The following is a 26,907-nucleotide window of genomic DNA, read 5'->3' on the forward strand; positions in this document are numbered from 1 at the left end:
GTCAGGAATGGCGCTTATCGCAGACGCGCCTTGATCAGAGGACGGGTCAAATAGCTCAGAACCGAGCGCTTGCCGCTTTCAATGTCCACCTGCGCGAGCATGCCGGGGCGGATGGCGTAGTGCTCGCCGTAGCGTTCGAGATAACTGCGTTCTGTCCGCACCATGACCCGGTAGAAATCCTGCGGCCCCTGCGCGGTGTCTTCTTCCACCGTGTCCTCGGAAATTTGCGTCACCGTGCCACGCAAATCGCCATAGGTGGAAAAATCATAGGCGGTGATCTTCACGCTCGCGGGCATGCCCGGCGCCACGAAGGCGACATCCCGTGGCAGAACCTTGGTCTCGATCAGAAGCTGATCGTCCGTGGGCGTGATCTCCATGATCGGTTCGCCCGGTTTGATCACGCCGCCCAGCGTGGTGACCTCGATATTGTTCACCCGCCCGGCCACCGGAGAACGCAGTTCCGTGCGCTGATATTCATCGCGTTTCTGAACCAGATCCTGTTCCAGAGACATCAGCTTGGCGCGCCGCTGTGCCAGATCCTTGTAAGCGTCCTGCACATAGACATTGCGGGTCTCGTTGATCTTGCCGTCCAGCTCCGCGAATTTCTGTTCGAGCTGCAAAAGGTCGATGCGGCTGACCGCCCCCTGCGCCGTGAGCGGGCTGGTGATGTCGATCTGTTGCCGGATCGTCGCCCGTTCCGCCTCAAGCGCCGAAAGAGACGCCTCCAGCTTGGTGCGCCGCGCCTCGAACAGGCGCAATTCGGTCGCCTCCGCCTCATTCGGGTCGTCCCCGAAATCGAGCACCGGACGTTCCAGCACCTCCGCCTCCAGACGCGCCACTTCGGCACTCAGGGCGACGATTTCCGATTGGGTGGCAAGAAAGGCGGACTCGGAACGCGTCGGGTCAAGCCGCACCAGAACCTGCCCTTCATCGACGATGTCCCCTTCCTGCACCAGAAGCTCGGCGAGGATACCGCCTTCGAGGCTCTGAATGGTCTGCATCCGGCGCAGCGGAATGACCCGACCGTCGCCGCGAGTGATTTCGTTGACCTGCGCCAAAGCGGCCCAGCCGATCGCAATCGCAATGGACAGAACGATCAGTTTGATCGTAAGCCGGGCCTTTTTCAGCGTCTGACGGCGATAGCTGCCGTCAATGTAGCTGGTTTCGATCAGGTCTGTATGACTGGTGCTCATGTCACAGCTTTAACCGGATGTTTCTGTACGGAAGTCGCACGGGCGGCATTGAGGATTTTCAAGAGATCGCCATCTCGTGCCACACGGCCCTCCTTGAGGACGATCGCCCGCTCGGTCAGGCTCAGCAATTCCCGTTTATGGGTCGAAATGATCGTCGTGCGCCCTTGCAGCCATTCCTTGAGATGCGCAATCACCTTGGCTTCGGTGACGTGATCGAAGGCGGAGGTGGGCTCATCCAGCAGAACGATCTTCGGGTCCTGCAACAGGATGCGCGCCAGACCGATCGACTGTCTTTGCCCGCCGGAAACATTGCTGTTGCCGGTGAGTTGCAAATCGAGCCCGCGCACATGGCGGCGCACGAACTCGCCCAGCCCGACGGCATCCAGCGCCTCAAGCAGCTCGTCATCGCTATGGGTGCCGTGGTCGAGCAGGAGGTTGTCGCGCAGCGTCCCTTGGAACAGGGCCACGCTCTGCGGCAGATAGCCGATCTGGCGGCGCCGGTCGATCGGGTCGATCTGGCTCATCGCGAGATTGTCCAGAAGAACGCTGCCGGTGGCCGGATCGGTCAGACCGGACAGAAGACGCAGCAGGGTCGATTTGCCCGCCCCGTTGCCGCCCAGAAGCGCGACATGCTCCCCGGCCTTGATCTCGAGCGCGGGAATGGAGATCACCGGCGGCGCGGAGGGATCGTGACGATAGGTCACCTCTTCGAGAGCAAACGCCCCCGAGAGGTTCGGCGCACGCACGAAATGGCGGTCGGACGGGCGCTCGACCGGAAGCGACATGATCTTGTCGAGCCCTTCCATCGCGGCCCGCACATGTTGCCAACGCGCCAGAAGGCCCGAGACCTGCCCCATCGGCGACATGGTGCGGCTCGACAGAAGCGTACAGGCGATGAGCGAGCCAACGGTCAGTTCCCCGGCACTGATCAGATAAACGCCAGTGATGATCACCCCGGCATAGGCGACTTTTTGCACCGCGCTGACCATGTTGGTCATCAGCGAGGTGATCTCGCGGGTGCGCACGGCGGTGGTCGCCATGGTGGCCGTCAACTGCGCATGGGCGCGTTGCAACCGGCCCTCGGCGCGCGCGGCCTTGACGGTTTCGAGGTTCGAGATGGTTTCCAGCAACAGTCCGTTGAGCGCCGCCCCTTCACGGGTATTTTCGCGCGAGGCTGCCGCCAGACGTTTTTGCAGGAAAATCCCCGGCAGAACGGTCAGGATGACACCGGCCAGAACGACAAGGGCAATCGGCCCGCCGATGAAGGCGATGATGCCGACAAAGATCAGCACGAAAGGCAGATCGCAGATCGCGGTCACGGTGGAGGAGGTGAAAAACTCCCGCACCGTCGCGAAATCACGCACCTGATTGGCAAAGACGCCAGACGAGCCGGGCTGATGCGCCAGACGCATATTGGCGACCTTGTTGAACAATTGCGCCGAGAGCCGCAGATCGAGATCACGCCCGGACACGTCGACCAGAGAGGCGCGCACGATCCGAAGCGCCACTTCGAGCACAATGGCGATGCCGACGCCGCTGGCGAGAATCCACAGCGTGTCGAAGGCGTTGTTCGGCACCACCCGGTCGTAGACCTGCATGGAAAACAGCGCCGTCGCGATCGCCAGAATATTGGCCGCCAGAGAGGCCAGCATCACATCGCGGTACACCCACCAGTTTTCCATCACCGGGCCGAAAATCCAGTGACGCCCGTCCTTCTTCTTCTGGTCCAGTCGATTGGACACGATATCGAGCGGCTTCGAGATCAGGATGCGCCCGTCAAAACGCTCTTCGAGCGTCGCCCGATCCCAGATCGCGCGCCCACCGCCGGCTTCCGGCAGGATGACCTTGGCCTCGGTGTCGGACAGGGCCTCAAGGACGACAATGTGCCCCTCTTTCAGAAACAGCAGAACCGGCAGGCTGTGTGTCGGGAAGGCACTGAGGCTTTCACGGCTGATCCGGCAGCTCATATTGGCGCGCCGCAGCGCGCTCGGCGCCAGATCGGGGCTCATACGCTCCCCGGCCTTCGCCGGCAGACCGTCGGTGAGTTGCGCCAGAGATGTGGAAACGCCCTGAACCCGGCATAGCTCGATCAACCCGAGGGCAAGTGGGTCTGATATGAATTGTTCTTGTTTCAAAGGTCCAATCCTCTCCCAGCCCTCATTGTCCGACCGATGACGACAGGATCAATGTCCCCAGCACACCAAGGTCGCGCGCGGTCTCGTATTCCGTGCGTTTGCGTTCATCATAACTGTCGATCTGTTCAATCTCGGCATCGTAGAGATCGCGCCCCGTGGTCAGCAGATCAATCAATTCGCGCTGACCGCCGATGAACTGCTGTTCATAGGTGTCGAGGACCCGCTGGGATTCCGTCAGTTGCGCTGCGCGGGACATTTCGCTCCGACGCAGCATCTCAAGGCTGACCAGCGCGGTGGTCGCGGCATTGGTCAGATCCTTCTCGACCCCGCTCATCGTCGACTGGGCCGCGGCCAGCTCCAGTTCCGCCGCCTGAACTTCGCGCCGCCCCAGACCGCTCGAACTCAGATTCATGCTGGTCGCAATCCCGACCGCCGTGCGGCTGTTGCCACCATCGAGATCGACACGCCCCTGCGCCTGAAGCGAGATCGTCGGGAAACGCGCGGCTTTTGCGGTCTCGACACCGGCTTCGGCCTCATCCGCCGCAGCGCGGGCGGCAATATAATCAGGGGAAATACGCACGGCTGTCTTCAGTCGCGCGGGGTCCTTGTAAATCTCCGCGAAACCGAGCGCGGGAATGTCGGCGACCCCGCCGGGATCGCGCCCGATGAGATAGGCGAGCTGCGACAGCGCCATCTGACGGTTGGCGACAAGCTGTGCCATCTGATCTTCGGCGCGGACAATCTCCAGACGCGCGCGCGCAACCTCCGCCGCATCGCTCACACCTGCGCGGGCCCGATCTTCGGCCTGTTTGGCGATCCGGCGCGCAAAAGACAGGTAGTCGCGGGTGCGCGCGATCTTGCGGTCCATCACCTCGACATCGAGGAAATAGCCCGCCAGGTTGAATGTCAGATCCTCGACCGCCATTTTCAGATCGGAAATCGCCTGAACCCGGACATGAGACGCGGCCTTGATCTCACTGCGGATCAGCCCCCAGTCGAACAGAACCTGCGTGACAGTGAGCGAAACGCCCGCCCCATCGCCATCGGTCGTGCTGCTCTCCGCCGAGAGGCTGATCGAAGGGAAATATGCGTCTCGCGCAGCCTGAATCTCGATGGTCCTGCGGCTGACCTGCTGACGCAGCGCATTCACTTGCGGGTCCTGTTCGGTCGCGATCAGGGTGGCTTCCTGAAGCGACATCTGTGCGAAAGACCCCGCGCTCGACATCAACAGAACAGTCGACGATGCAAGCACACCGAGCGCAATGCGCAAGCGAAAGGAACGGAACATCCGGGAACTGCTATCTCGTTTCATAAGGTATTTTCCGCGAACAGATCAGACAGCAGGTCGGAACCGGCATCCGTGAGATTGCCAAACAAAACATTGATTTCAGGTGATGTTTCGACATCCGCCTCGCCAAGCGCGACAGCGTCCTCATCGGCATCAATCGCCATCAGGCGCTCCTCAAGCTCGCTTGCCGCAAGCGCATCGACAGCCGCGCTCTTCGGGCTGCCGCCCTGCGAGGAGCTGTCGTCGAAAAAGTCCACGGCGCTCGATGTCGCCAGGCCGGCCAATCCGGCCCCCACCAGCAAAAGCGGATCGGTGCCCTCGTGCGCGATCCCCTCGCCCGCCTCCGATGGCGCCTGAGGCGCGTCAGACACCGACATTTCGCTTGCGACATCAGCACCTGCCTGCAACTCGGGCTCGGGGGCCATCAGTCCGGTCACCAGGACATCTCCGGCCTGAGTGACCAGACGGCTGTAATCTCCGTTCTCGCCCATGACAAAGAAATCGTCGACGTAGAGAGAGTCTCCCGAAGCGAATTCGACCGTCAGATCCGTGCCGATTTTTTCATATCCGGAAATATCTTGTGCGGATACCGACAGAAAGAGTTGCTGCGGCACCTCAAGAGAAAGGTGTGACGCGACCTGTCGCTGGGCTTCCCCTTCATCGCCATAACTGCGCAACACAACCTCAACGGGCATCTATTTCTCCGTCCCCCAGAATTTCAACGCCACACCCAATCCTCGACCCCGCATCCATGCGGCACAAATAAAAGGTATATCTTGGAATCATCTATTAACAGCTTTCCGCCACTTTTGGGATAGGAAAACTATTCTAAAGAATGGAATACAAACACCTTGTATAGAGTGGCATAAAAACCCCACCGAAGGCAACACGATAAGAGCTATGCGAACTATATTCCCATACGTAAGTTTAACTCAGAGCCCTCAAACGTCTCCCTCATCACCGACGCCAAGCCCCGAGAGCAAACTGTCGCCATCGCCGAAGAGCGCGCCAAGCGCCTCTTCCACAACCGCGTCCCCCAGAATGCCGTCGGAACCGCCATCACCAGCCCCCTCATCCCCATCGAGAAGCGCTCCAAATTCACTATCCGCACCGAGAATGTCCCCCATGCCGAGCCCAAGGATGTCGCTCAACAGGCCGTCAACCTCCGGGTCGTATTCCACAGCCGGACCGTGAGTGTCTGTCGGATCAATGATGCCACCATCGACAAGCATCCCTGCAAGGCTTTCAATCCCGGCGAGCCCGGCAAAGAGATCGTCAACGACACCCCCTGCCCCCACGGCTGCGTCATCGAGCGCAAGGCCGAAGGGATCGTCGTCCCCCAGAAGCCCGGCCAGAAGCGGGTCCTCCGCTCCCGGATCGCCCTCGACGGCACCCCCACCAAGCAAGCCATCCAGAAAGCCGTCATCGCCGTCCACCAGATCGGAAACGCCGTCACCAACGGCATCCACCGCCTCCCCGACCCCCGTGACAACAGCTTCCACGGCCTCGGGTACAGCCTCGACAGCCTCGTCGACCGGGCTCGCGATCTCGGCCGTTTCACTGGCAAGGACTTCGTCCTCAACGGCGGCGGTGTCTTCACTGCCTCCAAGCAGACCGCCCAAGAGACTGTTTCCACCCAAAAGCGTTCCGACCAGCCCATCCTCTCCGAGCAAGGTCCCGACAAGGCCGTCCGAGCCAAGCAACGGATCGAGAAGCGGCACATCATCGACCAACTCGTCGAGAAGACCGTCTTCACCGACGATTTCATCGAGCACGCCCGCCACAAGGCCGTCCTCCCCCACCAACCCGGCGACGACACCGTCTTCACCAAGCAGCGGATCAAGAAGGCCCGTCAAAAGACCATCATCGCCAAGGAGATCGCCCACAAGAGGAACGTCTCCGAGCAGATCGTCCAGAATGCTGTCATCGCCGAAGAGCCCGCCCAACAGACCATCGTCCCCGACGAGAACCTCGACCAGAGCGTCGAGCAGCCCATCTTCTCCGGCAAGGCTTTCCAGCAGTCCGCCCTCGCCCACCAGTGAATCCAGAACGCCATCCTGACCGAGCAGACCGGACAAAAGCCCTTCGTCGCCGACAAGACCGCCAAGCAACCCATCCTCGCCCAGGAGACCGCCGAGAAGACCATCTTCGCCAAGAAGCGCGTCGAGCAGATCGTCGATGAACCCCTCATCGCCCAGCAGACTGTCCAGCAAACCGTCTTCGCCGACAATGCCGTCCAGCAACCCGCCCACGACACCGTCATCCGCCGTAAGACTGTCCAGCAGATCGACACCCTCTTCCGTGGCAGTCTGCGTCAAGGATGTGACCGCGGTCAGGGTGGACGCCACCCCGTCTTCGCTGGCATCTTCCGGCAAAGAGGTCGCGACGGGAATGTCGGCGGCCGTTTTGATCGCGCCTCCGGACAGCGCAACACCATCTGCCGCCGCATCCAGAACATCCGCCAGACTCGCTTCATCGAACAAGTCGCTCTCGAAGCCCGCCACCAGCGCCCCGTCGCTCAAATCGGACAGGACACGAACACCGTCTTCCACGGTGACGTCAGAGGCGAACAGTGGCGACACGCCCCCCTGATCGGTGGAAAAGATCACTGCATTGGACGCGCCAGCCCCGGTCGCGACAGGGGCCGCCTGAGCCCCAAGCCCGCCGGACTGCGCAGCCAGGCCCATGCCGATCGCACTGGCCGCGACAGAAAAGCCGGTTTGCCCGGAACCATTCGAGGAAGAAACGCTCGAAGCGCTCGGAATGGATGCGCTGAAACTGGAGGCGATATCACCTGCCCCCTTGCGCACCCCAACGTCGCTCGCAGTCTTATCCTTCGCCACTCTCTAGGCTCTCCATGCTAAGTGATCGCATCTTGTCGCACTCACGACGAAGACAAGACCGGGCCTACGCGCAATTGCACACCACGAACGAATCCGAAAGCGGCAAACGCAGACCTATTACCACCGATAGTATGTATAAATCTATCCCTTTGCAACATCATGCTCGACCAGAGCATATCCAGACCACAAGCGCATAAAGCTTAGTGCCTTTCGAGAAAACAGACGAAGAGCCGAAAACGTCATCTTTATCATGCAAATGCGACAGCACCCGATGGGTATCGCCCCAAACATGCCGCCACAAACCCCACGACGATACGAGTTACCACCCAGACCATTGCGCCCGCCACAACGTAAAATCGCGCGCCCCCGAAAGCCCCCAGCGCAACGAGTCCGAACAAGGCCGCCCCAATCCAGAATGTTCGAATAATATAGAGAAAATGGGCATCCGATATCGAATTTTCTCTTTGAGACCAATAGGCCGATATCACCCCGGCAATTGCGAAAACCGGGATCACAAGACCTATCGCCATACATCCGTAAAGGATTTTCGCTTTCACAAGAACATCATGGCCCTCAGCCCCCCTATCATCCCGGGAGGAAAGACCGCTCTTCAACCAGGCCATCGAAGATCACCGCCTCAGCAAGATATAAACTAAAGTAAATGTTACAACTAAAGTATATATTCAAGCAATTCATAATTTTGCGCTGTCAGACGAATCCGAACTTCCTTCAACATGGACAGTGGACCGGTCCTTTCAGCCACGCTGTGAAGCTCGTCGGCAAGATTCAGAGCGCGTGTCCAAGTCCACTTGTTGATCGTGCCGAAGTACCTCAAGGAGACTTTTCCGCGGCTCAGTGACCTTCTGCTCCCTAGGATTTGCTCTGTCTGAGCCCATCGTATTTCAGGGTCAATGTCTTGGCGCCGGTCACGCCGCCCCTCCTCTCAAATCCGCATAGATGGGAGCGATTGAGGCGCCGTAAGAGACAGTCGACGACGTTTCACAATTTGTAGCACAAATTTGTGCACAAAAATCGCTTAAGTCATTGTTTTTGCATGATGTGAAAAATGAGATGGCGGAGGAGGTGTCGCCCATCGTAGATTCTGGGGTATTCCTGAAATTTGCATTTTGTTCCTAATATAACAACGTATTAGTCGATTTTCGCGTTCCGACTAATTCTTGTGGATTCCTGCTATTTCCCGTTTTAAAAGGGGGAACAAAAGAGGGAACATAGTATAGTTTTTTATGGGAAACGGGATGGGTAAGAAACTCACGGCGACCTTCGTGCGAAATATTCAAGCGCCGGGGAGCTATTCGGATATGGGCGGCATGGGGCTGCGTCTGCGGGTCAAACCGGATGGTCGGAAAAACTGGATTCAGCGCCTCACTGTGCGCGGGAAGGTCAGGGAGACCGGTCTCGGGTCTTTCCCGGTTGTGACCCTCGCCATGGCGCGTGACAAGGCGATTGAGAATAAGCGCATGGTGATCGACGGGCTGGACCCGATTGAGGAACGCCGCAAGACACGCGCCCGGCTGAGTTTCGCGGATGCTGTGGATCGCTACATTGACGTGAAGGTGCGGGAGCTTCGGAACGAGAAACACCAAAAGCAATGGCGGTCTACGCTGGACACGTATGCCGTGCCGATCATCGGGGCGCTGCCGGTCGATAGCCTGACCGTGCATGACGTGCTGCGGGTGCTTGAGCCGATCTGGACGACGAAAACCGAAACCGCGACCCGGCTGCGGCAACGCATGGAAGCGGTCCTGTCATGGGCGAGCGTGTCGGGGTTCCGCACCGATGCAAACCCGGCGATCTGGAAAGGCAATCTCTCGGAATTGCTGCCCAAGCCCGGCAAGGTCGCCAGCAAGCGCCACCATGCGGCGGTGCGTGTCGCGGATATGCCCGAATTCTGGCAGGCGCTGTTGGCGCGGGACGGAATGAGTGTCATGGCGCTGCGCTTCCTGTGCCTGACGCTCGCGCGTTCGGGCGAGGTGCGCGGGATGGTCTGGAACGAGGTGGATTTGGACAACCGTCTGTGGGTCATTCCGGCAGAGCGGATGAAAGCCGGGCGCGAACATCGTGTGCCGCTTCCCGATACGGCGGTGAGCCTACTCAAGGCGGTGCCCCGGGTGAAGGGCTGTGACCATGTGTTCTTTTCGACCCGCAACGGTCCACTCTCGGATATGTCCCTGTCTGCGGTCATGCGACGGATTGACGAGAAAGCACAGGAAACCGGCAGCAAACGCTTCCTAGACCCTCGCTCCAACCGCCCAGCCGTCCCGCATGGCCTGCGCTCCACCTTCCGCGATTGGGCGGCAGAGAATGGCGTTGATCACATTCAAGCCGAGTTGGCGCTGGCGCATACTGTTGGAAGCGAGGTGGAAAGGGCGTACCGGCGCACGGATATGGTGGAGCAGAGACGGGGGCTTTTGGAGAAGTGGGTGGGGTTTGTGGGTGGGTAGGAGGAGCAGGAGGCTTGGCCTCAACGACACAGCCTAGCTTCCAAGGATTTCATTCGAGAGATCCACACGCTAGGGCTTTTCAGGAGCGCGCGCCGGATGAATTCAGCGGCAGGAGAGTTGATCTTGGTGTGTTATGAGATTCTTGCTGCAAGGATACTGCGCATAAGTTATGTCTTTTCTGCACACATATTTGGTGTTCTTTTGCTGTCAGCACTAGTTGGTTGACAGTGCGCGCGAGCGGTTTAGTTATAGCTTAACAAAATTCAGGCAGGTTGCTTTGAAAGATGGGTACGAAAAAGTCGCTGAAGGAGCCTATTGTGAGGTATGGCTTTCGAAAAAAGCGATCAAAATCCTCAAGAAGGCGCCGCCAAAAGATCGGGGACGTATTGGGAATATTTTCGAACACCTGTGTGAGCAAGGTCCTGAAGACCTGAATGAAGAACAGTTTAAGGCCGAAGGTCGTTTTCCGACCGGAGGACAAAAGAGCAAGAATGTGATGATATATGTTGGAAAGTCGTATCAACTCCGCGTGTACGGGTGTTGGAATGATGGCCCGCCCAGACAATTTGAATGCCCAGAAGCCGTAATCAAGAAAAAAAATAGGGCAGATCAAGAGGTGCTAAAACGAGTAGCACGCAATTTTGGAGAATAGAGATGGCGATCAATAAAGAGCTGTTTGGCCCTCAAAATGACGGCGAAAAAGAAGCGTTCGCGATTGAGGCACTCGTTTTCTCGGTTCAGGTCGCGCTTCAGAAAGCAATGAACCGCAACGGCGTTACGAACAAACAACTGGCTGAGCGTTTGGGGATGACGCCGGCGCGAGTTTCACAGATCTTCTCGACGAAAGGTGCAAACCTGACTCTGAAGACGATTGCTCGCATTCAGGAAGCGCTGGGGGAAGAGTTTGAGTTGATCTCGAAACAAGACATTCGACGCCCGGTGAACACTCGACGTGTCCAAGAGTTCAGGCTTTATGTGGCGCGTGGAAATTCGTCCGTATGGAAAGAGCAAGCGCCGACCAATCACAATGCGAAGGTCGAAAGAGTAGCTGCGTGATGGCTGGTGTAATCCCAAAAGCTGAAACTAGCGAGGTTAAACCACATAGCGAAAAGTTCGAATTCGACTATGAAGTTTATGCTGACATCTCCGTTTCGGCGATACTGTCCGAAATCAGGCTGATCGGGTCTGAGTATTCCGTGAAACCAGAAATTTTCCGTGTACTCGAAGACCTTGGTAACATGGCTCATGATTTTTCTGGTGTATGCAAAGCTCTCGACTTTATCGAAGAGGAAGGTGTCGCGATAGGGCAGTATAGCTGGACTGCTTCTATTAAGTATGGCCGGAAGAAAGTGCTCAAACTATCGACAAACTATTTGGTTACTTATGAGGGGCTTGAAGGAAAGGATGGTGATCACGTCGCTGTCTTTTTCAATAAGGTCGTTCGCTTTGCGACCTACCCCTACTTTCGGGCACTCTTTAGTCATCATACTGCGGAAACGGGCATTATGATGCCGCCTTTGCCGTCTCTCAATGAGCGAGTTGACTGAAGGAATACTGCATTTGCCATGTGTTGTGACCGGCGCCGCTATCGCGCCGGTTTTTTAGTGTCGGATCGGACTCGACATTTGAGCGAGCTTCGTGGAGCGCGGGATGGCTTCTGCACGATTTATGTTCACTTTCTCCTGCCGAGAATCTAATTGGTTTTTGAAATGTCCAGGTCGATCCCAAGCTTGATCCATGCCTCAATCGTATCTTTCACCTGATCGAACATGTATTCGTTCAGGTTTTTTGAGTCCCACACCGTCCAGACATATGGAAATCCTATTTGCCCAACGATGAGCTTGCTCTGGTCGTAGCCCGGAGCAATCGCGCCGCGAAATGTCGAGTTCAAGTAGCCAATACAAACACCACTGTCTTCGCGGGAGGCTCGTACGTGTAGGTTGTATTCTGCGATATTTTCGCGGAGTAAAGGGTGCGGAGCGTGCGGAAGTTCTGCTTTAAATTCGGGCTCGTCTATTACGTTGAATCCTGCGAGTGCCAGTTGGTCTTCTGCGTACTTTTTCGTCTCGCGAATGTTGGTCCAGCAACCGTTGGTTGCGTCGTCATTTAGCCGCACATAGACCCCATCAAAGTCATTTGGTTCCCAGAGCGGGTCGGCGAAAATTGGCGCTGCAACTAAAGCGGTTTGCACCACAATAAGGCCTCTGAATACTGATCTAAGCAATGAGGCTCCTCCAATGCCGTGAAACTATATCGCCCAAATTCTGAGGTGCAATGATAGTCAAAGAAACGCGTGGAAAAGTGCAGAAATGTTTTGATCTGTGCAGACGAAGAAATCGGACATTTGCTGAATTCCTTTGTGAAATGGAGCCACAGCTCTCATCGAAAGGTTCGCGCATTCTGAAAATGGGTATTTTTTGATTCGAGGTTTTGGCGGCTTCGGCACCCGTTTTCGATCTGATTTGTCCGAAAACGCCGTCTGAAATCGTCAGCTTGGAGTAAATAAGCTGGGTATTTATCGGTTCATAAGCTTATTAACGGTTTGCAATCTCAATGGCTCTCAAAAGCAGGGGTTTTGAAACTATGACTATCCGAATAGGTAAATAACGAAGGGCGCGCTTATATACCCTTGATTGGCAAATTTGAAATCTCGAAACAGGATTATCATATTGATAAATTGTATTTATTTTCGCCTCTGGGGCGCATGTCGTCTATATTGACTTACGTACTTTAAGCCTGAGTTCATAAGTCGATTTCATTTGAATTCTGCCCCCGTCTTGCGCTTATTTCGGCCTTGCGAGGCGCTTCCCGGTGGTAGGCGGCTTGTGTCGGAACCGATGCGCTAACATCGGTCCCGACGAGTTGGGACTCAGCAAGACCCACTCCCTCATATCGCCAGAAACATGACCGCGTCAAAGCTCTTGGCGCGGAACAGAGGAGGTTTGTCCAAAATGGAAAGCCGTGTTCTGAGACGACCCGAGGTCGAACATATGGTGGGCCTGTCCCGCTCGACGATTTACGCGATGATGGCCGAGGGGCTTTTCCCGAAGCCGGTGCGGCTGGGACGCCGAGCGGTCGGGTGGCGCGAGGCGGATTTGCGCCGCTGGCTTGCAAGCCGGGAGGTGTAAGCGATGGAGGGATCAAGCCCGACGCCCGGCAATGTCTCGGCCAATCAGGGCCATTGCGAAACCGCCGCGAACTATCGCTGCGTCATTGTCACACATGGCCGCTACCGGGTCGCGATCTGTCGCGATGGGGTGCAGTGGCTGTTTCAAAAATGCACCCGCGAAAAACCCTGTGCTCGGGCGCGCTGGAAGACGGTCGGGTACTTCGTCACCCGCGAGGCGCTGCGCGCGCTCCAACACAGGTCTACGGGCGCGAATTGGCCGGAATTGGACGCACTTCCCGAGGGAATGAATCGGGAGACCAAAGAATGAGCCGCGCGGAGAACCTGACCCGTCAGCTCGGCGGGCGCTGGCACGGCCATTACGGTATGGCACTTTGCCCTTCACATGAAGATCGCAGGCCAAGTCTCAGTATCGCATTAGGAAATGACGGACGCATTTTGCTCAAATGCCACGCGGGATGCTCTTACGCGGACATTCGCGCGGCGCTTGAGGTGGGCGGTATGGATCGGAGCACGTTGCAGGGCAATCCGGCCATCGATCCCGAACGAGACGCGGCGCGGCGGGCCAAGGCGGAGGCGGAGCACCGTAAGCGTTCGGAACAGGCACGGCGGCTTTGGGAGGTCGCGCAACCTATCTACCGTAGCGTAGCGGAGACCTACCTACGTAGGCGCGGGATCAGTTGCGCGCTACCTGATACGCTACGCTACGTAGAGAATTGCTGGCACCCGAGCGCCAAGCGGCTGCCAGCCCTTATGAGCTACGTATCGGGCGGGACCGGGTTTGCGGTGCATCGCACTTACCTACGTACCGATGGGAGCGGTAAGGCCCCCGTCACGCCCGCCAAGGCCATGCTCGGGCGCACCAAGGGCGGAGCTGCGCGCCTAATTAGGGGCTACGGGCGTTTGGTGGTCGCGGAAGGGATCGAAACCGCTCTTTCCCTCGCCTCGGGCCTAATTAAAGATCGCCCGTCGATCTGGGCCGCTTTAAGCGCGTCCGGGATGATCTCCCTGCGCCTGCCGCAACAACCGGGCCTGCTAACCATTGCCGGGGATGGTGATCCTGCCGGACGCGCGGCGGCGGAGCAACTGGCCCGGCGGGCCTCGGACATGGGCTGGCAGGTCTCGCTCATGACGGCCCCCGAAGGGAAAGACTGGAATGACGTGCTGCGGGAACGGGAGGGGGCGCTGTGAACATGCTGCCGCAAGAAACCCCGTTCCTCGGCGACTGGCCCGTACCCTCACCACGTCTCACGCAGGGCACGACCTTGCCCGCGCCGGAATTGCCTCTCACAGATGTGTTCGGGCCGCTCTGGGCCGATTGGATCAGTCGGGCGGCAGAGGCCAAATCTGCCCCGCCGGATTATGTCGTGGCGGGTCTGCTCGCCACGGTCGGTTCGGCCATCGGCAACACCCGTTGGGCTGCACCATGGGAGGGCTGGCAAGAGCCGCCGATCCTCTGGACCATGGCGATTGGGTCGCCGTCTTCGAACAAATCGCCCGGCCTCGACGCGGTGCTGGGACTGATCAAGGAAGTTGAGCGCGAGAAGCGACAGGCCATGGAAGGCGATCTGGCGGAGTGGCGCGAGAAAGCCGAGATTGCCAAGCTGGCGGAAAGCGCGTGGAAAGAGGCGGCAAAGGCCGCGCTGAAAGACGGGAGCGAGCCACCGGAGCGCCCCGATACGCTACGTATCGAACCTGAACCATTCCTTCCGCGCTTTTCGATTGCAGACGGAACTGTGGAACGGTTGGCGGTGATCGTCTCGAAACAGCCGCGTGGCACCTTGCTGGCGCGCGATGAGCTGGCAGGGTGGTTACAGGGTATGACGCGCTATTCCGGCGGTGGCTCTGACCGGCCTTTCTGGTTGGAAGCCTATGGCGGGCGGGCCTATTCGGTCGAACGGATGGGGCGGGAGCCGGTGCATATCGACCGGCTGTCCATCGCCGTCACCGGGGGCATTCAGCCGGACCGGCTCAAGTCCCTGCTGCTGCGGAGCGATGATGACGGGTTGCTGGCGCGGTTCATCCCGATCTGGCCCGATCCGGTGCCGCTGCGCAGACCACGCACACAGGCCGGGGCGGAACGCTGCGCCATGGCCCTTCGGCGTCTCTACGGCCTCTCGATGTATCGCGACGAAAACGACAGGGAGCGGCCTTGGGTCATGCCCTTCTCCGATCCGGCGCGGGATGTGCTCGACGCCTTCCGCCTCTCGGTGCGGGCGTGGGAGCGCGATGCGGAGGGGCTGCTCTTGTCTTTCATTGGCAAGATGTCCGGTCTCGCGGTGCGCCTGTCGCTGATCCTGTCCTATCTCGATTGGGCTATGAGCGATGAGCCGGAGCCGCAAGAGATCAGCCATAATGCTTTGGGACGGGCGGCGCATTTCATTGAGTTTTACGCCCTGCCGATGGCACGGCGGGCCTATGCGGATGCGGCGACTTCGAAAGCCGAACGCGGCGCGCGGCGTTTGCTCGATGCGATCCGGGCGCGGGGCTGGCCGCGCTTTACAAGCCGGGAGGCTCTGCGCCTTGATTTGTCCGGCCTCAACTCCGTAGCACAGCTCAACGCGGCGCTGACGGTGCTGGAGGACGGGGACGCGATCCGCCCGATTGCACCGCCGCCCAATCCCAACGGAGGTCGCCCCACACGGCTCTTCGCGGTCAATCCGGCGCTCTTGGCAGGACTGCCATGAGCGTCTGGCTCGATGCCGCCCGGCAGGGTCCGGGGGCGATGACAAAACTGACAAAACCGACAAAACTCAAGTCCGGGCGGGCTGCCGGTCCGGGCGTTCCGGGGGAGGTTTTGTCAGTTAAGTCGGTTTTGTCAGAGGGGGTAAGGCTTGCCCCCTCTGATCAATTCGACCTCTGGGAAGAAGGCGCCGCAATCCTACAATTTGACGCCGGGATGAGCCGGGAGCGAGCAGAAAGCGAGGCGGCAAGGCGACTCGGGTTGTCACTGTTTGACATGCAGACATTGGTGGAGAGTGCGGCGAAAGCGAACTAAGAGCCCATATTACCGGATGCTGCGCAGCGCATGAGCGTCAATTTTGTGGAAACGACACGCTCATTGTGCGGCGACTGAGCTACTCCCCATTTCTGGTTAAGTCCAATTTGAAAAATTTAATTATGAACGCGCGCGCTGGTCGATGTTCGCATCCTGTAATTCGCCCCAAGCGCAAACTCGTAAGCAACCACTCATTCGCTAGGAAAAAAGTTATAAGAAAAGCTGCTGCCGAAAATCCCCAAACAGGGAATGAGAGGATGAGCACAAAGCTTATGTCCCACCCCAAGTACTGGCTCACCTCATCTAAGAGCAGAAATGCCATAGCCTGAACGTAGAGGGTTAAGAATAAGCCGACTGGAGAAGCTAAGAATGGTAGCCTGTCATATTGCCTAATATACCATTTAACCAATTGTCGGAAAGGCTTCATTATTTTCCTCATAAAATCAAACCCCTTTCAAAGCTGAAACCCATAATTCCCTCCCAACCCGACAGCTCCCAGCTTCCGAAAGAACCGATCTGCCTTTGCGATATGTTCCCCGGAGCTGACATAGAACAACACCAGATGCGCGTCCTGTGATTTTGACCAATCCAGCACCTCACGAACAATATTCAGGGTCACTTTGCCACCAAGAAAGGTCCCGTGCACGCTTTTTACGTGTGAAATTCAAAACAATAACTGTCCAAAATGTGGATTGGTAATTTGATATCCGAGCGCGTGCTCCCAAATGCCGTGGCATTTCGTGGAATGCATCTGCAGCGAATGTCCGGTTTCCCGCCCTTCGAGCAAAACCTCCCGCATATGCGGCACATATCGAGCGATTGCTGCAAACGGCAGTTTCGTCCGCATAGTGATCGTTGGTAGATCAGCAGATGAATGTCGGCTTTCTCCTAGATCGGCAGTCTTTCAATATCTCAGGTCAAAACCAAAACACCCAACGCGCCGTCACGAAACCCCGTGGTCGGCGCGTTGTTTTTGAGAAACCCAAACTCAGGCATGGAATCCAAAAAGGGGATCAAAAGGGGGAACAAATTTCGCGAAGTCGTGAAAAATTGCTCAAATACAATGAGTTAATGGAAATATGTGGCGGAGGAGGTGGGATTCGAACCCACGGATGCTTGCACATCGCCGGTTTTCAAGACCGGTGCATTCGACCACTCTGCCACTCCTCCGTGAGCGCATGTGTTGCGATCCGCAGAGCCTTAGCGCCCTTGTTACGATTCTGAAACCCGGGATGTGACAGACCACGCCCCGGCATTTGCCGTTTTTCGCCGTCTGGCACACGCGGGGCTTTCCTGTTTCCGACCGAAACGCTAGACTGCCCGCAAGACGCCGGGGAAGGTGTGTCCAACGGGTTCGCCCATGTGCCCCTTCCGCCTTGGTGCAACCATGAGCAGACCAATAAACCACATATAAAATCCGTGCCGCACCAAAAGGCACGACGAAGGGGCAAGATCATGCGACAGACAGGGACCGGACAGCGTCTCGCGCTTCTCCTGACCGCCACGCTCGCGCTCGGCGCATGTCAGGACGGACAATCCTTTCTCGACAGCTTCAAGAAACCGCAAAGCGGCAGCACGGCGACGTCGACCAAGCTGGTGGAGCGTGACGTCGAGGCGCCGGATGTGTTCCAGGTAACCGACAAGGGACTCTGGGACGGACGTCCCTCGCTCGGCGGGGTCTGGGTCGCGCATTCCGACGTGACCGACCCCGAACGTGTGATCATCCGCAACGAGACCAATGGAAAATTCGTCATCGGCGCGCTGTTCAAACGCGAAGCCACGGCCCCCGGGCCGGGCATTCAGGTGTCGTCGGACGCCGCCGAAGCGCTCGGCATGCTGGCCGGATCGCCGGTCGAACTCAACGTCACGGCGCTGCGCCGCGAGGAAGTGGCGCAGGAGCCCGAAACCGTCGCGACCATTGCGGAGACCGAAACCATCGCCGCAGCGCCGCTCGACGATCCGATTGCCGATGCCGCCGCCGCGCTTGATGCGATGGACGCCCCCGCCGCGCAGGCAACCCCGGCGGCGAAACCGGCCGCTCCCGCCGCGCCGAAAGCCGCTTCCGCGCTCGACAAACCCTTCCTCCAGATCGGCATCTTCTCGGTCGAGGCCAATGCCAAGCGCACGGTCGACATGCTCGGCTCGCAGGGCATCGTCGCCATGGTCAAACCCGGCACCTCGAACGGCAAATCCTTCTGGCGCGTCATCGTCGGCCCCGCCGGATCGAGTGCCGAGCGCAAAGCGCTTCTCGAAAAAGTGAAAAAGGCGGGCTTCACGGACGCCTATGCCGTCACGCATTAAGAAAGGGGGCGCACAGCCCCCTTTTCACATGAATCGCCCGAACCATCTGCACGAATAAGGACCTGCCCGTTTCCATGCTGCGCCTTCTTGCCCTCCGCTTCGCCTTCCTGTTCACCTTGCTGGGCCTTGCCCTGCCCGCCAACGCCTTTGAAAGTGCGGCGCGGGCCGTCTGGGTCTATGACCTGACCACGCAGACGGTGCTGATGGAAAAGGATGCACAAACGCCGCTGCCGCCCGCGTCCATGTCGAAGCTGATGACGATCAACATGCTGTTCGAAGCCCTGCGCGACGGGCGTGTGACGCTCGACACCCGGTTTTCCGTCTCGACCCGGGCCAAGAACATGGGCGGTTCGACCATGTTCCTCAACGAGACCGACCGACCGACCGTCGAGGAACTCATTCAGGGCATCGTCGTGCTGTCCGGCAATGACGCCTGTGTCACCGTGGCCGAAGGGCTTGCGGGCACCGAGGACAATTTCGCGCGGCTGATGAACGAACGCGCCAAGGCGCTCGGCATGGAGAACTCGACCTTCGCCAATGCCTCCGGCTGGCCCAACCCCGGCCAGCGCATGTCGGTCGAGGACCTCGGCATCCTCGCCGTGCGCCTGATCTCCGAATTCCCGGAATATTACGGCTATTTCGGCGAGCAGGAGTTCCCCTATGACAACCGCGCGCCGCAGAACCGCCACAACCGCAACCCGCTTCTGAAACTCGGGATCGGAGCCGACGGGCTCAAGACCGGGCACACAGAGGAGGCGGGCTATGGTATGGTCGGCTCCGCCACCCAGGGCACGCGCCGCGTCGTTTTCGTGATCTCCGGGCTGGCGACCGATGCCGACCGCGCCCAGGAAGGCGAGCGCATCGTCAACTGGGCCTTTCGCCAGTTCGCCGAGAAAACCGTAGCGGAAAAAGGCCATGAATTCGCCCGCGCCAAAGTCTGGATGGGCGATCAGACCGAGGTCGGTCTCGTCGCGCCCGAAGAGGTCTCGATCCTGCTGCCCGGCGCCCAGCTCGAAGAGCTGAAAGGCGAGGTGGTCTACACCGGTCCGTTCGAAGCGCCGATCACCCAGGGCGACACGCTGGCCGAACTTGTGATCCCGCGCGAGGACCTTCCCGAAGCACGTATTCCGCTGGTCGCGGACCGCTCGATTGCCCGTGGCGGCATCGCTCCGAGGTTGCGCACAGCGTTTCTGGTGCTTAAGGACAAGCTGGAGGGACAAACGGGTCTGGCCGTGTCCGAATGACCAACCGCTGAAAAGCCTGACGGGAGTGCCATGTTCATCAGCTTCGAGGGCATCGACGGGTCGGGAAAATCGACGCAAGCCCGGCTTCTGGCCGAAACCCTGCGCAGGGACGGCGTGGACGTGATCCACACCCGCGAACCGGGCGGATCGCCCGGCGCCGAGGAGATCCGCTCCCTCGTACTCGAAGGCGATCCCGACCGCTGGTCGGCGGAAACCGAAATCCTGCTGTTCACCGCCGCGCGTCGCGATCATCTTGAGAAAACCATCCGCCCCGCGCTGGCCGCTGGCAAGGTGGTGATCTGCGACCGGTTTGCGGACAGTACCCGCGTGTTCCAGGGCGTCACCCGTGGCGATTTGCAGGACAAGGTCAACCGGCTGCATGACGAGATGATCGGGGTCGAACCCGATCTGACGCTCCTGTTCGACATGGACCCGCAGATCGGCCTGTCCCGCGCCAAGGGGCGGCAGACCTCAGAAGAGCGCTTCGAGGATTTCGGGCTGGAATTTCAGGAGAAATGCCGCGCCGCCTTCCTCGCTCTGGCCGATCAATACGCGCGTTTCACCGTGATCGACGCAGCGCGCGACATCGGGCCTGTGGCCGCGGAGGTCGCGACACTTGTCACCGCAAGGCTCAAGGCATGAGCCCGAGATCTCCCTCCGCACTCGGCGAAATCGACATGGGCCCGGAGGCGGATTGCGCCCCGGGTGCGCCACATCCGCGCCAGACCGCCACGCTGTTCGGCCAGAACCACGCCGAGGAAAGCTTTCTCGACGCGTTCAACTCGAACCGGATGCACCACGCCTGGCTGATCACCGGCCCGCGCGGCGTCGGAAAGGCCACGCTCGCCTGGCGCATCGCGCGGTTTCTGCTCGCTCAGCCGATCGAAGAGGGCAGCGAGTTGTTCGGCGAGGCCCCCCCCGCCCACGACACGCTGGAGCTAGGTCATGAGCACCCGGTCTATCGCCGCTCCGCGCAACTGGCCGAGCCCCGTCTGTGCCTCATTCGCCGCGAATGGGACGACAAGAAATCCCGCTTCGGCACGGTGATTTCCGTCGAGGAGGTGCGCAAGCTCAACTCCTTCTTCCACATGTCCGCCACCGATGGCGGGCGCCGCGTCGTCATCGTCGACAGCGCCGATGAGATGAACGTCTCGGCCGCCAACGCGCTTTTGAAAACCCTCGAAGAACCGCCGAAACACGCCTTTCTGCTGCTGGTCTCGCACCAGCCCTCCCGGCTTTTGCCCACCATCCGGTCGCGCTGCCGCGAGTTGCGCCTTGGCCCGCTTTCGCCCGAAGATCTCGGTCGCGCCCTTGACGCGGCGGGCTCGAATGCGGCAGACCGCTCGGATGCTTTGGCGGAATTGTCCGCCGGATCCGTGGGGGAGGCATTGCGTTTGACCAATCTGGGCGGGCTTGAGGCCTATCATGACATCGTGGCGCTGTTCGCCACCCTGCCCCGGCTCGACCGCTCGCAGGCGCTCAAGCTTGCCGAGGCCTGTGTCGGTGCAGCGAACAGCGACCGCTATGAGTTGACTCTCGGGCTGATCGACCGTTTCCTCACCCGTCTGGCGCGCACCGGCGCGGGGCATCCGCCGATCGTCGAGGCCGCGCCCGGCGAGGCGGCGTTGATGCTGCGGCTGTCGCCCGACACCTATGCCGCGCGCGACTGGGCGGTTCTGCAACAGGAATTGTCGGCCCGCGCCCAGCACGCCAAGGCGGTCAACCTTGACCCTGCGGCGCTGATCCTCGATATGGTATTCAAGATCAACGACACGGCCAGCCGCATCGCGCGCGAATAGCAGGGCGATCTTGGGCAGGGCCAGAGCAGAACAGAGCACCACCCGATGAGCCTTCCCCACATTACCGACAGTCACTGCCATCTGGATTTCCCCGATTTCGCCGACGAACTCCCCGAGGTGGTCAGCCGCGCGGTCGACGCAGGTGTGCATCGCATGGTGACGATCTGCACGCGGCTGCGGCAGGTGGATCAGGTGCGCGCGATTTCCGAGCGCTTCGGTCCTGTGTTCTGGGCGGCGGGCACGCATCCGATGTCGGCGGCAGAGGAACCGATGGCAACGGTGGACGAGTTGCTCGCGCTGGCCGAACATCCGAAATTCGTCGGCATCGGCGAAACCGGGCTCGATTATCATTACACCGCCGAGAGCGCGGAGGTTCAGAAGACAAGCCTGCGCATCCACATCGAAGCGGCGCGCGAAACGCAGTTGCCGCTGATCATCCACGCCCGCGACGCCGATGCAGATGCGATGGAGATTCTCGGCGAAGAATATCGCAAAGGCGCCTATCCTTGCGTATTGCATTGCTTCACCGCCTCGAAAGAGTTTGCGCTGGCGGCAATGGACTGGGGGTTTTACATTTCGATGTCGGGCATTACGGCCTTTCCGCGCTCAAAAGAGCTGCGCGACATCTTCCGCGCCGTGCCGCGCGACCGTATTCTTGTCGAGACCGACAGCCCCTATCTTGCGCCCCCGCCGCATCGCGGTCGACGCAATGAACCGGCCTATACGGCGCACACAGCGGCGCGCGCTGCCGAGACCTTTGAGATGGGCTATGCCGAATTCGCGGCGCTGACCGAGGCGAATTTCGAACGCCTCTTCACGAAAGCCAAATTATGAGCGCACGTTTCACCATTCTGGGCTGTGGTTCCTCGGGCGGTGTGCCGCGGATCGGCAATATCTGGGGCGATTGCGACCCGCAGAACCCGAAGAACCGCCGCCTGCGCTGCTCCGCACTGATCGAACGCGACGGCCCGAACGGCACCACCAGCGTGTTGATCGACACCGGGCCGGACATGCGCCAACAGCTATTGAACGCCGGCGTGTCGCGGCTCGACGGGGTGGTGTTCACCCACTCCCACGCCGATCACATGCACGGGCTCGATGACCTGCGCCAGATCGTGTTCAACATGCGCGAGCGGGTGAAGGTCTATGCCGACAGCGAGACGGAAAACGATCTGATCGCCCGGTTCGGTTATGCCTTTGTCCAGCCTGAAGGGTCGAACTACCCGCCCATTCTGGATTTGCATGCCATTCGCGGACCGGTCACCATCGACGGCCCCGGCGGGCCGGTGACGCTGACGCCCTTGCAGGTCAATCACGGCCAGATCGACGCCAAAGGGTTCCGCGTCGGCGATCTCGCCTATATCCCCGACGTGTTGGAGATTTACGAACCGACCTGGGCGCTCATGGCAGGGCTCGACACGTTTGTGATCGACGCTTTGCGCTACAAGCCGCACCCGTCGCACGCGCATCTTGAGTTGGCGCTTCAGTGGATCGAACGCGCCGCGCCAAGGCAGGGCGTGTTGACCAATATGCATATCGACATTGATTACGCGACCGTGGCTGAGGAGACCCCGGATCACGTCACCCCCGCTTACGACGGGATGGTGATCGAGATCACAGGAGCGCTCTGATGCAGGCGCTGATCGAGGTCATTCTTCCGGTTTTTCTCGTCATCGGCTATGGGTATCTGGCGCGCCGGCAAGGCTGGGTCAGCGACGAGCTGGTCGACAGCGTGATGAAATTCGCCCAGAATTTCGCCGTGCCGCTCCTGCTCTTCTCCGGCATTGCCAAGATGGATCTCGGCCAGAATTTTCACCCGCCGATCCTGATTTCCTTTTACGCAGGCGCGCTCTCGGGCGGGCTTTTCTGTTTTCTGGGCGCGCGCTATCTGTTTGACCGCGACCTGACGGATGCCGTAGCCATCGGCTTCATCGGTCTGTTCTCCAATTCACTTCTGTTGGGCATTCCGATCACCGAACGTGCCTATGGCGAGGCGGCGCTCGCAGGGAATTTCGCGATCATCTCGATCCATTCGCCCCTGCTTTACGGCATCGGTATCGCCGCGATGGAGATCGCGCGAACGCGGGGGCTGGGCCTGTCGGGCTTCGGCCTGATGCGGCAGATCGCGCGTTCCGTGCTGCGCAACCCCCTGATCCTTGGCATCACGGCGGGCTGGATCGTCAATCTTGCTCATATCCCCCTGCCCGCCCCCGTCTGGGATGCGGTCGGACTGATGACCCGCGCGGCAATCCCGGCGGCACTTTTCGGCCTCGGCGGCGTGCTGTTGCGCTACAAACCCGAGGGCGACATGCGGATCATCGTCTGGGCTGTCTTCGCCTCTCTGGTGCTGCACCCGGCCATCGCCTACGGGCTCGGGCATTTCGTCTTCGAACTGCCCACCCCGTCGTTGCGCTCCGCCACAATGACCGCCGCCATGGCGCCGGGGGTGAACGCCTATCTCTTCGCCAATATGTACGGCGTCGCGAAACGTGTGGCCGCCTCTTCGGTGCTGATCGGCACCGGGCTGTCGATTCTCACCATCTGGTGCTGGCTCGCACTCCTGCCCTGAGCGGGGCCTGTATCACACGACCGAAGCCCGGGAACCCGGCACCGCCTTGCCTGCCCGCCCCCCCAGGAGAGCGTTGCGGCAAAGGTCTCAGGTTGCATTTTAAGGAAATCCATCCTGTCTCGCAGCAAAGCCGCCCCGGCCCCGGCAGGGGTTTTCACAGCTTCGACCCGCTCTTGCCGCAATCCCGCCGCAATGCCCGGGCAAATCGTTAACCAAGAAAACCGACGCCCGGGCTGTCTCCTGTTCCCTGCGACAGACCTGGTCACACGAGGGCAGGATCATGGCCGTTTACGATATTGAGCTTTACGATTTCGACCCTGCCGGAGTCATCGGCACCACGACGGGGTCCACCTTCACCTATTCCGGTGGCGGCCCGACCGGCACGGCCACCATCAGCGACAGCAATGGCGCCCTGACCGACGACAGCGCTCAGGGCGATCGTGAAACCGCGACCGGCAACATCACCATCGGCAGCACCAGCTCGACAGGGGTGAATGTCGACGCCGAACAGGTCTGGACCGTCACCGACCTGACCACGGGTGAAAGCTTTCAGATCGTCCAGCTCGATGTCGAGGGCGGTGGTGCCCAGGGCAAATACACGCTCTCCGAACAGCCTCTGATCGACGGTCACCAGTATCAGGTCACCGCCTATAGCAGCAATCCGGGGACCGCGAGCGGAAGCAGCACGACACCGAGCTTCACCTATGCCGATTACGTGTCGACTGCGGATCTGGCCGACGGGATCGTCTCCGGCACCTCCGGCAATGATACGATCGACACAAACTATAGCGACACGGACGGCGATACGATCGACACGGAGAGCTATACCTCCGGCACGATGCATTGGGACAACCTGGGCAACGGTCAGGATTACATGAACGGCTCCGGCACGCTGTCGGATGCCGGCGTCACCATGACCTTCACCGTCACTGACGATGGTGCCGGGGGGCCGGCTTATGACCCGACGGGCACGAGCTACGACGCCAGCGTCTATGTCGACACGGCGAATGGAGAGACCTTCGACTCCGGCAGTTCGTTCTTCCTCTTTGGCGACAATGACGCCAACAACGACGGTGTCGCCGATCAGGGCAGTGACACCATGACCATGACCATGGATTTCGCCGCCACCGACAGCACCAGCGGGGTGAGCGACGAGGTCTATAACGTCTCGTTCCGGATCAACGATCTCGATTACGCCGCCGGCGGTTTCGTGGATGTGATCACGATCACAGCCTATGACGCCGACGGCAACGAAGTCACGGTCACGCTCACCGGTGGCAGCGCCATGACCGTCGACGGCAACACCGTGACCGGTATCACCGCCACGGCCAGCACCGATGGCAGCGGCTCGCTTCTCGTGGAGATCCCCGGCCCGGTGTCCAGAATCGTCGTCGATTACGACAACGAAGGCGTGAACACCCAGGGCGTGTGGATTTCCGATGTCCAGTTCGATGCCCAGACCACCGATTACGACGATATGGTCGAAGCCGGTGACGGCGACGACATCGTCGCCTCCGGGCTTGGCGACGACGTGGTTTATGGCGGCACTGGAAATGACACGATTAACGGTGGCACCGGCAATGACACGCTTTATGGCGAAGACGGCAACGACACGCTCGACGGCGGCGAAGGCGACGACATGCTGTCGGGCGGCACAGGCGATGACACGCTGATCGGCGGCGAAGGCGCGGACGTCAACTCCGGCGGCTCCGGGATGGACATGATCGACTATTCCGGCTCGGATGCGGCGGTCTCCGTCAATCTTGCCGATGGCACGGCCTCGGGCGGCTATGCCGAGGGCGACACGCTCTCGGGCGTCGACGGCATCATCGGGTCGGATTACGACGACACGCTGATCGGTTTCGACGGTCAGGGCACCGGAACGGACGCCTATACCAACGTGTTCTACGGCGGTGCGGGCAACGACACCCTCGACGGCGCGGGCGGCGATGACCGGCTCTATGGCGAAGAAGGTGATGACACCATCTATGGCGGTGACGGCGACGACGTCATCGACGGCGGCACCGGCAATGACACGCTTTATGGTGGCGCGGGCGCCGACATCATCGACGGCGGTGACGGCGACGATACGATCTACGCGGGTGGCAGCGACACGGTCACCGGTGGCGAGGGCAACGACACCATCGTCATCGACCCCTCCCAACTCGACGGCAATGCGATCACCATCGTCGGCTCAGAGACCGGCGACGAGACGGGAGATGTGCTCGACCTCTCGGCTCTGGGCGAAGACCTCTACCATCGCGGCTCCATCGTCTATGACGAAAACGACCCGGAAAGCGGCACGCTGACGCTGACGGATGGCACCGTCATAACCTTCTCCAACATCGAAACCATCATCTGTTTCGCCAGGGGCACCCGGATCGCCACGCCCTATGGCGCCCGCCCCGTCGAGGATCTCAGACCCGGCGATCTGGTGATCACCATGGACAACGGCATCCAGCCGCTGCGCTGGGTCGGCGCGCGCACCGTGCCCGCCATGGGCCGCTTTGCGCCCATCGAGATCACGAAAGGCGCGCTTGGCAATGAGGCCGATCTCATCGTCTCGCCGCAGCACCGCATGTTGTTGCAGGGCTGGCGTTCCGAAATGCTGTTCGGCGCCTCGGAGGTGTTTTCCGCCGCCAAGCATCTTGTCAACGGCACCACCATCCGCGCGCGTCCGGGGGGGCTTGTGAGCTATTACCACCTGATGTTCGACCGCCACGAAGTGATCTTTGCCGAGGGCGCGGCGACCGAAAGCTTCCACGTCTCCGATCACTCGCTGACCGGCGTGGCGGATGCGGCACGGGACGAGCTTTTCGGTCTCTTCCCCGAGCTGCGCTCCATGCCGACACGCCACGGCGACACCGCCCGCAAATGTCTCAAGGCGCATGAGGCCGAGCTTCTGGTGGCGTGATCCGACAGGCATGACCCGGGGCCGAGGCTTGCAT

Annotated in this window: 25 protein-coding genes and 1 tRNA gene; 18 read left to right on the plus strand and 8 right to left on the minus strand. The window is 59.9% G+C overall.

Annotated elements, in window-relative coordinates:
- Window positions 1-14 precede the first annotated feature (14 nt).
- The 5 genes from NH195_RS20085 to NH195_RS20105 form a co-directional block, all read right to left on the minus strand.
- The gene (locus NH195_RS20085) at window positions 15-1,193 is read right to left on the minus strand and encodes an HlyD family type I secretion periplasmic adaptor subunit (RefSeq protein WP_081423836.1); all 1,179 of its coding nucleotides are present in this window, start codon (window positions 1,191-1,193) and stop codon (window positions 15-17) included.
- A complete protein-coding gene (locus tag NH195_RS20090; protein ID WP_081423837.1) occupies window positions 1,190-3,328 on the minus strand; it encodes a type I secretion system permease/ATPase in 2,139 nt (712 codons plus the stop codon). Before NH195_RS20090 ends, NH195_RS20085 begins: the two co-directional genes overlap by 4 nt.
- Window positions 3,329-3,350: 22 nt before the next feature.
- Window positions 3,351-4,616 carry a TolC family protein gene (locus tag NH195_RS20095; RefSeq protein WP_066705343.1) on the minus strand — a complete coding sequence of 422 codons (1,266 nt, stop codon included), beginning with the start codon at window positions 4,614-4,616 and terminating at the stop codon, window positions 3,351-3,353.
- A gap of 20 nt (window positions 4,617-4,636) precedes the next feature.
- Window positions 4,637-5,311, minus strand: coding sequence for a BapA/Bap/LapF family prefix-like domain-containing protein (locus tag NH195_RS20100; protein WP_066705344.1), 675 nt, complete (start codon window positions 5,309-5,311; stop codon window positions 4,637-4,639).
- A 246-nt stretch (window positions 5,312-5,557) separates the two neighbouring features.
- Window positions 5,558-7,303, minus strand: coding sequence for a hypothetical protein (locus NH195_RS20105; RefSeq protein ID WP_155846111.1), 1,746 nt, complete (start codon window positions 7,301-7,303; stop codon window positions 5,558-5,560).
- Between NH195_RS20105 and NH195_RS21380 the strand changes: the two genes are divergently transcribed.
- Complete coding sequence (locus NH195_RS21380; protein ID WP_155846112.1) at window positions 7,302-7,466, plus strand: hypothetical protein; 165 nt, start codon at window positions 7,302-7,304, stop codon at window positions 7,464-7,466. The genes NH195_RS20105 and NH195_RS21380 overlap by 2 nt on opposite strands.
- A 241-nt stretch (window positions 7,467-7,707) precedes the next feature.
- Here the strand turns inward: NH195_RS21380 and NH195_RS21490 are convergent, their stop codons facing one another.
- Window positions 7,708-8,082 carry a hypothetical protein gene (locus NH195_RS21490; protein ID WP_066705347.1) on the minus strand — a complete coding sequence of 125 codons (375 nt, stop codon included), beginning with the start codon at window positions 8,080-8,082 and terminating at the stop codon, window positions 7,708-7,710.
- Between the two features lie 633 nt (window positions 8,083-8,715).
- On the opposite strand from NH195_RS21490, the gene NH195_RS20115 reads away from it, so the two are divergent.
- From NH195_RS20115 to NH195_RS20125, 4 genes are all read left to right on the plus strand, one after another.
- Window positions 8,716-9,921: a tyrosine-type recombinase/integrase gene (locus NH195_RS20115; protein ID WP_066705349.1), complete on the plus strand. Its 1,206-nt coding sequence runs from the start codon at window positions 8,716-8,718 to the stop codon at window positions 9,919-9,921.
- Between the two features lie 217 nt (window positions 9,922-10,138).
- Complete coding sequence (locus tag NH195_RS21385) at window positions 10,139-10,573, plus strand: hypothetical protein (protein WP_155846113.1); 435 nt, start codon at window positions 10,139-10,141, stop codon at window positions 10,571-10,573.
- Between the two features lie 2 nt (window positions 10,574-10,575).
- A complete protein-coding gene (locus tag NH195_RS20120; RefSeq protein WP_066705352.1) occupies window positions 10,576-10,977 on the plus strand; it encodes a helix-turn-helix domain-containing protein in 402 nt (133 codons plus the stop codon).
- Window positions 10,977-11,468 (plus strand): hypothetical protein, encoded by a 492-nt coding sequence (locus NH195_RS20125; RefSeq protein WP_066705356.1) that lies wholly within the window; start codon window positions 10,977-10,979, stop codon window positions 11,466-11,468. The genes NH195_RS20120 and NH195_RS20125 overlap by 1 nt, the downstream gene beginning before the upstream one ends.
- Window positions 11,469-11,614: 146 nt before the next feature.
- Here the strand turns inward: NH195_RS20125 and NH195_RS20130 are convergent, their stop codons facing one another.
- Window positions 11,615-12,115: a hypothetical protein gene (locus tag NH195_RS20130; RefSeq protein ID WP_066705359.1), complete on the minus strand. Its 501-nt coding sequence runs from the start codon at window positions 12,113-12,115 to the stop codon at window positions 11,615-11,617.
- Window positions 12,116-12,872: 757 nt separating this feature from the next.
- Between NH195_RS20130 and NH195_RS20135 the strand changes: the two genes are divergently transcribed.
- From NH195_RS20135 to NH195_RS20155, 5 genes are read left to right on the plus strand one after another with little or no spacing between them, the layout of a single operon-like run.
- The gene (locus tag NH195_RS20135) at window positions 12,873-13,049 is read left to right on the plus strand and encodes a helix-turn-helix transcriptional regulator (RefSeq protein WP_081423838.1); all 177 of its coding nucleotides are present in this window, start codon (window positions 12,873-12,875) and stop codon (window positions 13,047-13,049) included.
- A 3-nt stretch (window positions 13,050-13,052) separates the two neighbouring features.
- The gene (locus NH195_RS20140) at window positions 13,053-13,358 is read left to right on the plus strand and encodes a hypothetical protein (protein WP_066705364.1); all 306 of its coding nucleotides are present in this window, start codon (window positions 13,053-13,055) and stop codon (window positions 13,356-13,358) included.
- Entirely contained in the window at window positions 13,355-14,239 is an 885-nt protein-coding gene (locus NH195_RS20145) for a DUF7146 domain-containing protein (RefSeq protein ID WP_066705366.1), read from the plus strand. Before NH195_RS20140 ends, NH195_RS20145 begins: the two co-directional genes overlap by 4 nt.
- Window positions 14,240-14,241: 2 nt before the next feature.
- Entirely contained in the window at window positions 14,242-15,735 is a 1,494-nt protein-coding gene (locus tag NH195_RS20150) for a DUF3987 domain-containing protein (RefSeq protein WP_066705369.1), read from the plus strand.
- Window positions 15,732-16,046: a hypothetical protein gene (locus NH195_RS20155; RefSeq protein ID WP_066705370.1), complete on the plus strand. Its 315-nt coding sequence runs from the start codon at window positions 15,732-15,734 to the stop codon at window positions 16,044-16,046. The genes NH195_RS20150 and NH195_RS20155 overlap by 4 nt, the downstream gene beginning before the upstream one ends.
- Before the next feature lie 1,082 nt (window positions 16,047-17,128).
- Here NH195_RS20155 and NH195_RS20165 read toward each other — a convergent pair.
- Window positions 17,129-17,216 (minus strand) — tRNA-Ser (locus NH195_RS20165).
- 285 nt (window positions 17,217-17,501) lie between these two features.
- On the opposite strand from NH195_RS20165, the gene NH195_RS20170 reads away from it, so the two are divergent.
- The 8 genes from NH195_RS20170 (at window position 17,502) to NH195_RS20205 (ending at window position 26,873) form a co-directional block, all read left to right on the plus strand.
- Window positions 17,502-18,347 carry an SPOR domain-containing protein gene (locus NH195_RS20170; RefSeq protein WP_066705372.1) on the plus strand — a complete coding sequence of 282 codons (846 nt, stop codon included), beginning with the start codon at window positions 17,502-17,504 and terminating at the stop codon, window positions 18,345-18,347.
- A 74-nt stretch (window positions 18,348-18,421) separates the two neighbouring features.
- The gene (locus NH195_RS20175) at window positions 18,422-19,591 is read left to right on the plus strand and encodes a D-alanyl-D-alanine carboxypeptidase family protein (protein ID WP_066705374.1); all 1,170 of its coding nucleotides are present in this window, start codon (window positions 18,422-18,424) and stop codon (window positions 19,589-19,591) included.
- Between the two features lie 30 nt (window positions 19,592-19,621).
- Complete coding sequence (gene tmk / locus NH195_RS20180) at window positions 19,622-20,233, plus strand: dTMP kinase (protein ID WP_066705376.1); 612 nt, start codon at window positions 19,622-19,624, stop codon at window positions 20,231-20,233.
- The gene (locus tag NH195_RS20185) at window positions 20,230-21,390 is read left to right on the plus strand and encodes a DNA polymerase III subunit delta' (RefSeq protein WP_081423839.1); all 1,161 of its coding nucleotides are present in this window, start codon (window positions 20,230-20,232) and stop codon (window positions 21,388-21,390) included. The genes tmk and NH195_RS20185 overlap by 4 nt, the downstream gene beginning before the upstream one ends.
- A gap of 45 nt (window positions 21,391-21,435) precedes the next feature.
- Window positions 21,436-22,224, plus strand: a complete 789-nt coding sequence (locus NH195_RS20190; RefSeq protein ID WP_066705378.1) for a TatD family hydrolase — start codon at window positions 21,436-21,438, stop codon at window positions 22,222-22,224.
- Entirely contained in the window at window positions 22,221-23,021 is an 801-nt protein-coding gene (locus NH195_RS20195; RefSeq protein ID WP_066705380.1) for an MBL fold metallo-hydrolase, read from the plus strand. The genes NH195_RS20190 and NH195_RS20195 overlap by 4 nt, the downstream gene beginning before the upstream one ends.
- Complete coding sequence (locus tag NH195_RS20200; protein WP_066705382.1) at window positions 23,021-23,959, plus strand: AEC family transporter; 939 nt, start codon at window positions 23,021-23,023, stop codon at window positions 23,957-23,959. The genes NH195_RS20195 and NH195_RS20200 overlap by 1 nt, the downstream gene beginning before the upstream one ends.
- A gap of 280 nt (window positions 23,960-24,239) precedes the next feature.
- On the plus strand, window positions 24,240-26,873 hold the full coding sequence (locus NH195_RS20205) for a Hint domain-containing protein (RefSeq protein ID WP_066705385.1): 2,634 nt from the start codon (window positions 24,240-24,242) through the stop codon (window positions 26,871-26,873).
- The last annotated feature ends 34 nt before the right edge of the window (window positions 26,874-26,907 follow it).

This window comes from Celeribacter ethanolicus (assembly GCF_001550095.1).
GTDB classification, from domain to species: Bacteria; Pseudomonadota; Alphaproteobacteria; order Rhodobacterales; family Rhodobacteraceae; genus Celeribacter; species Celeribacter ethanolicus.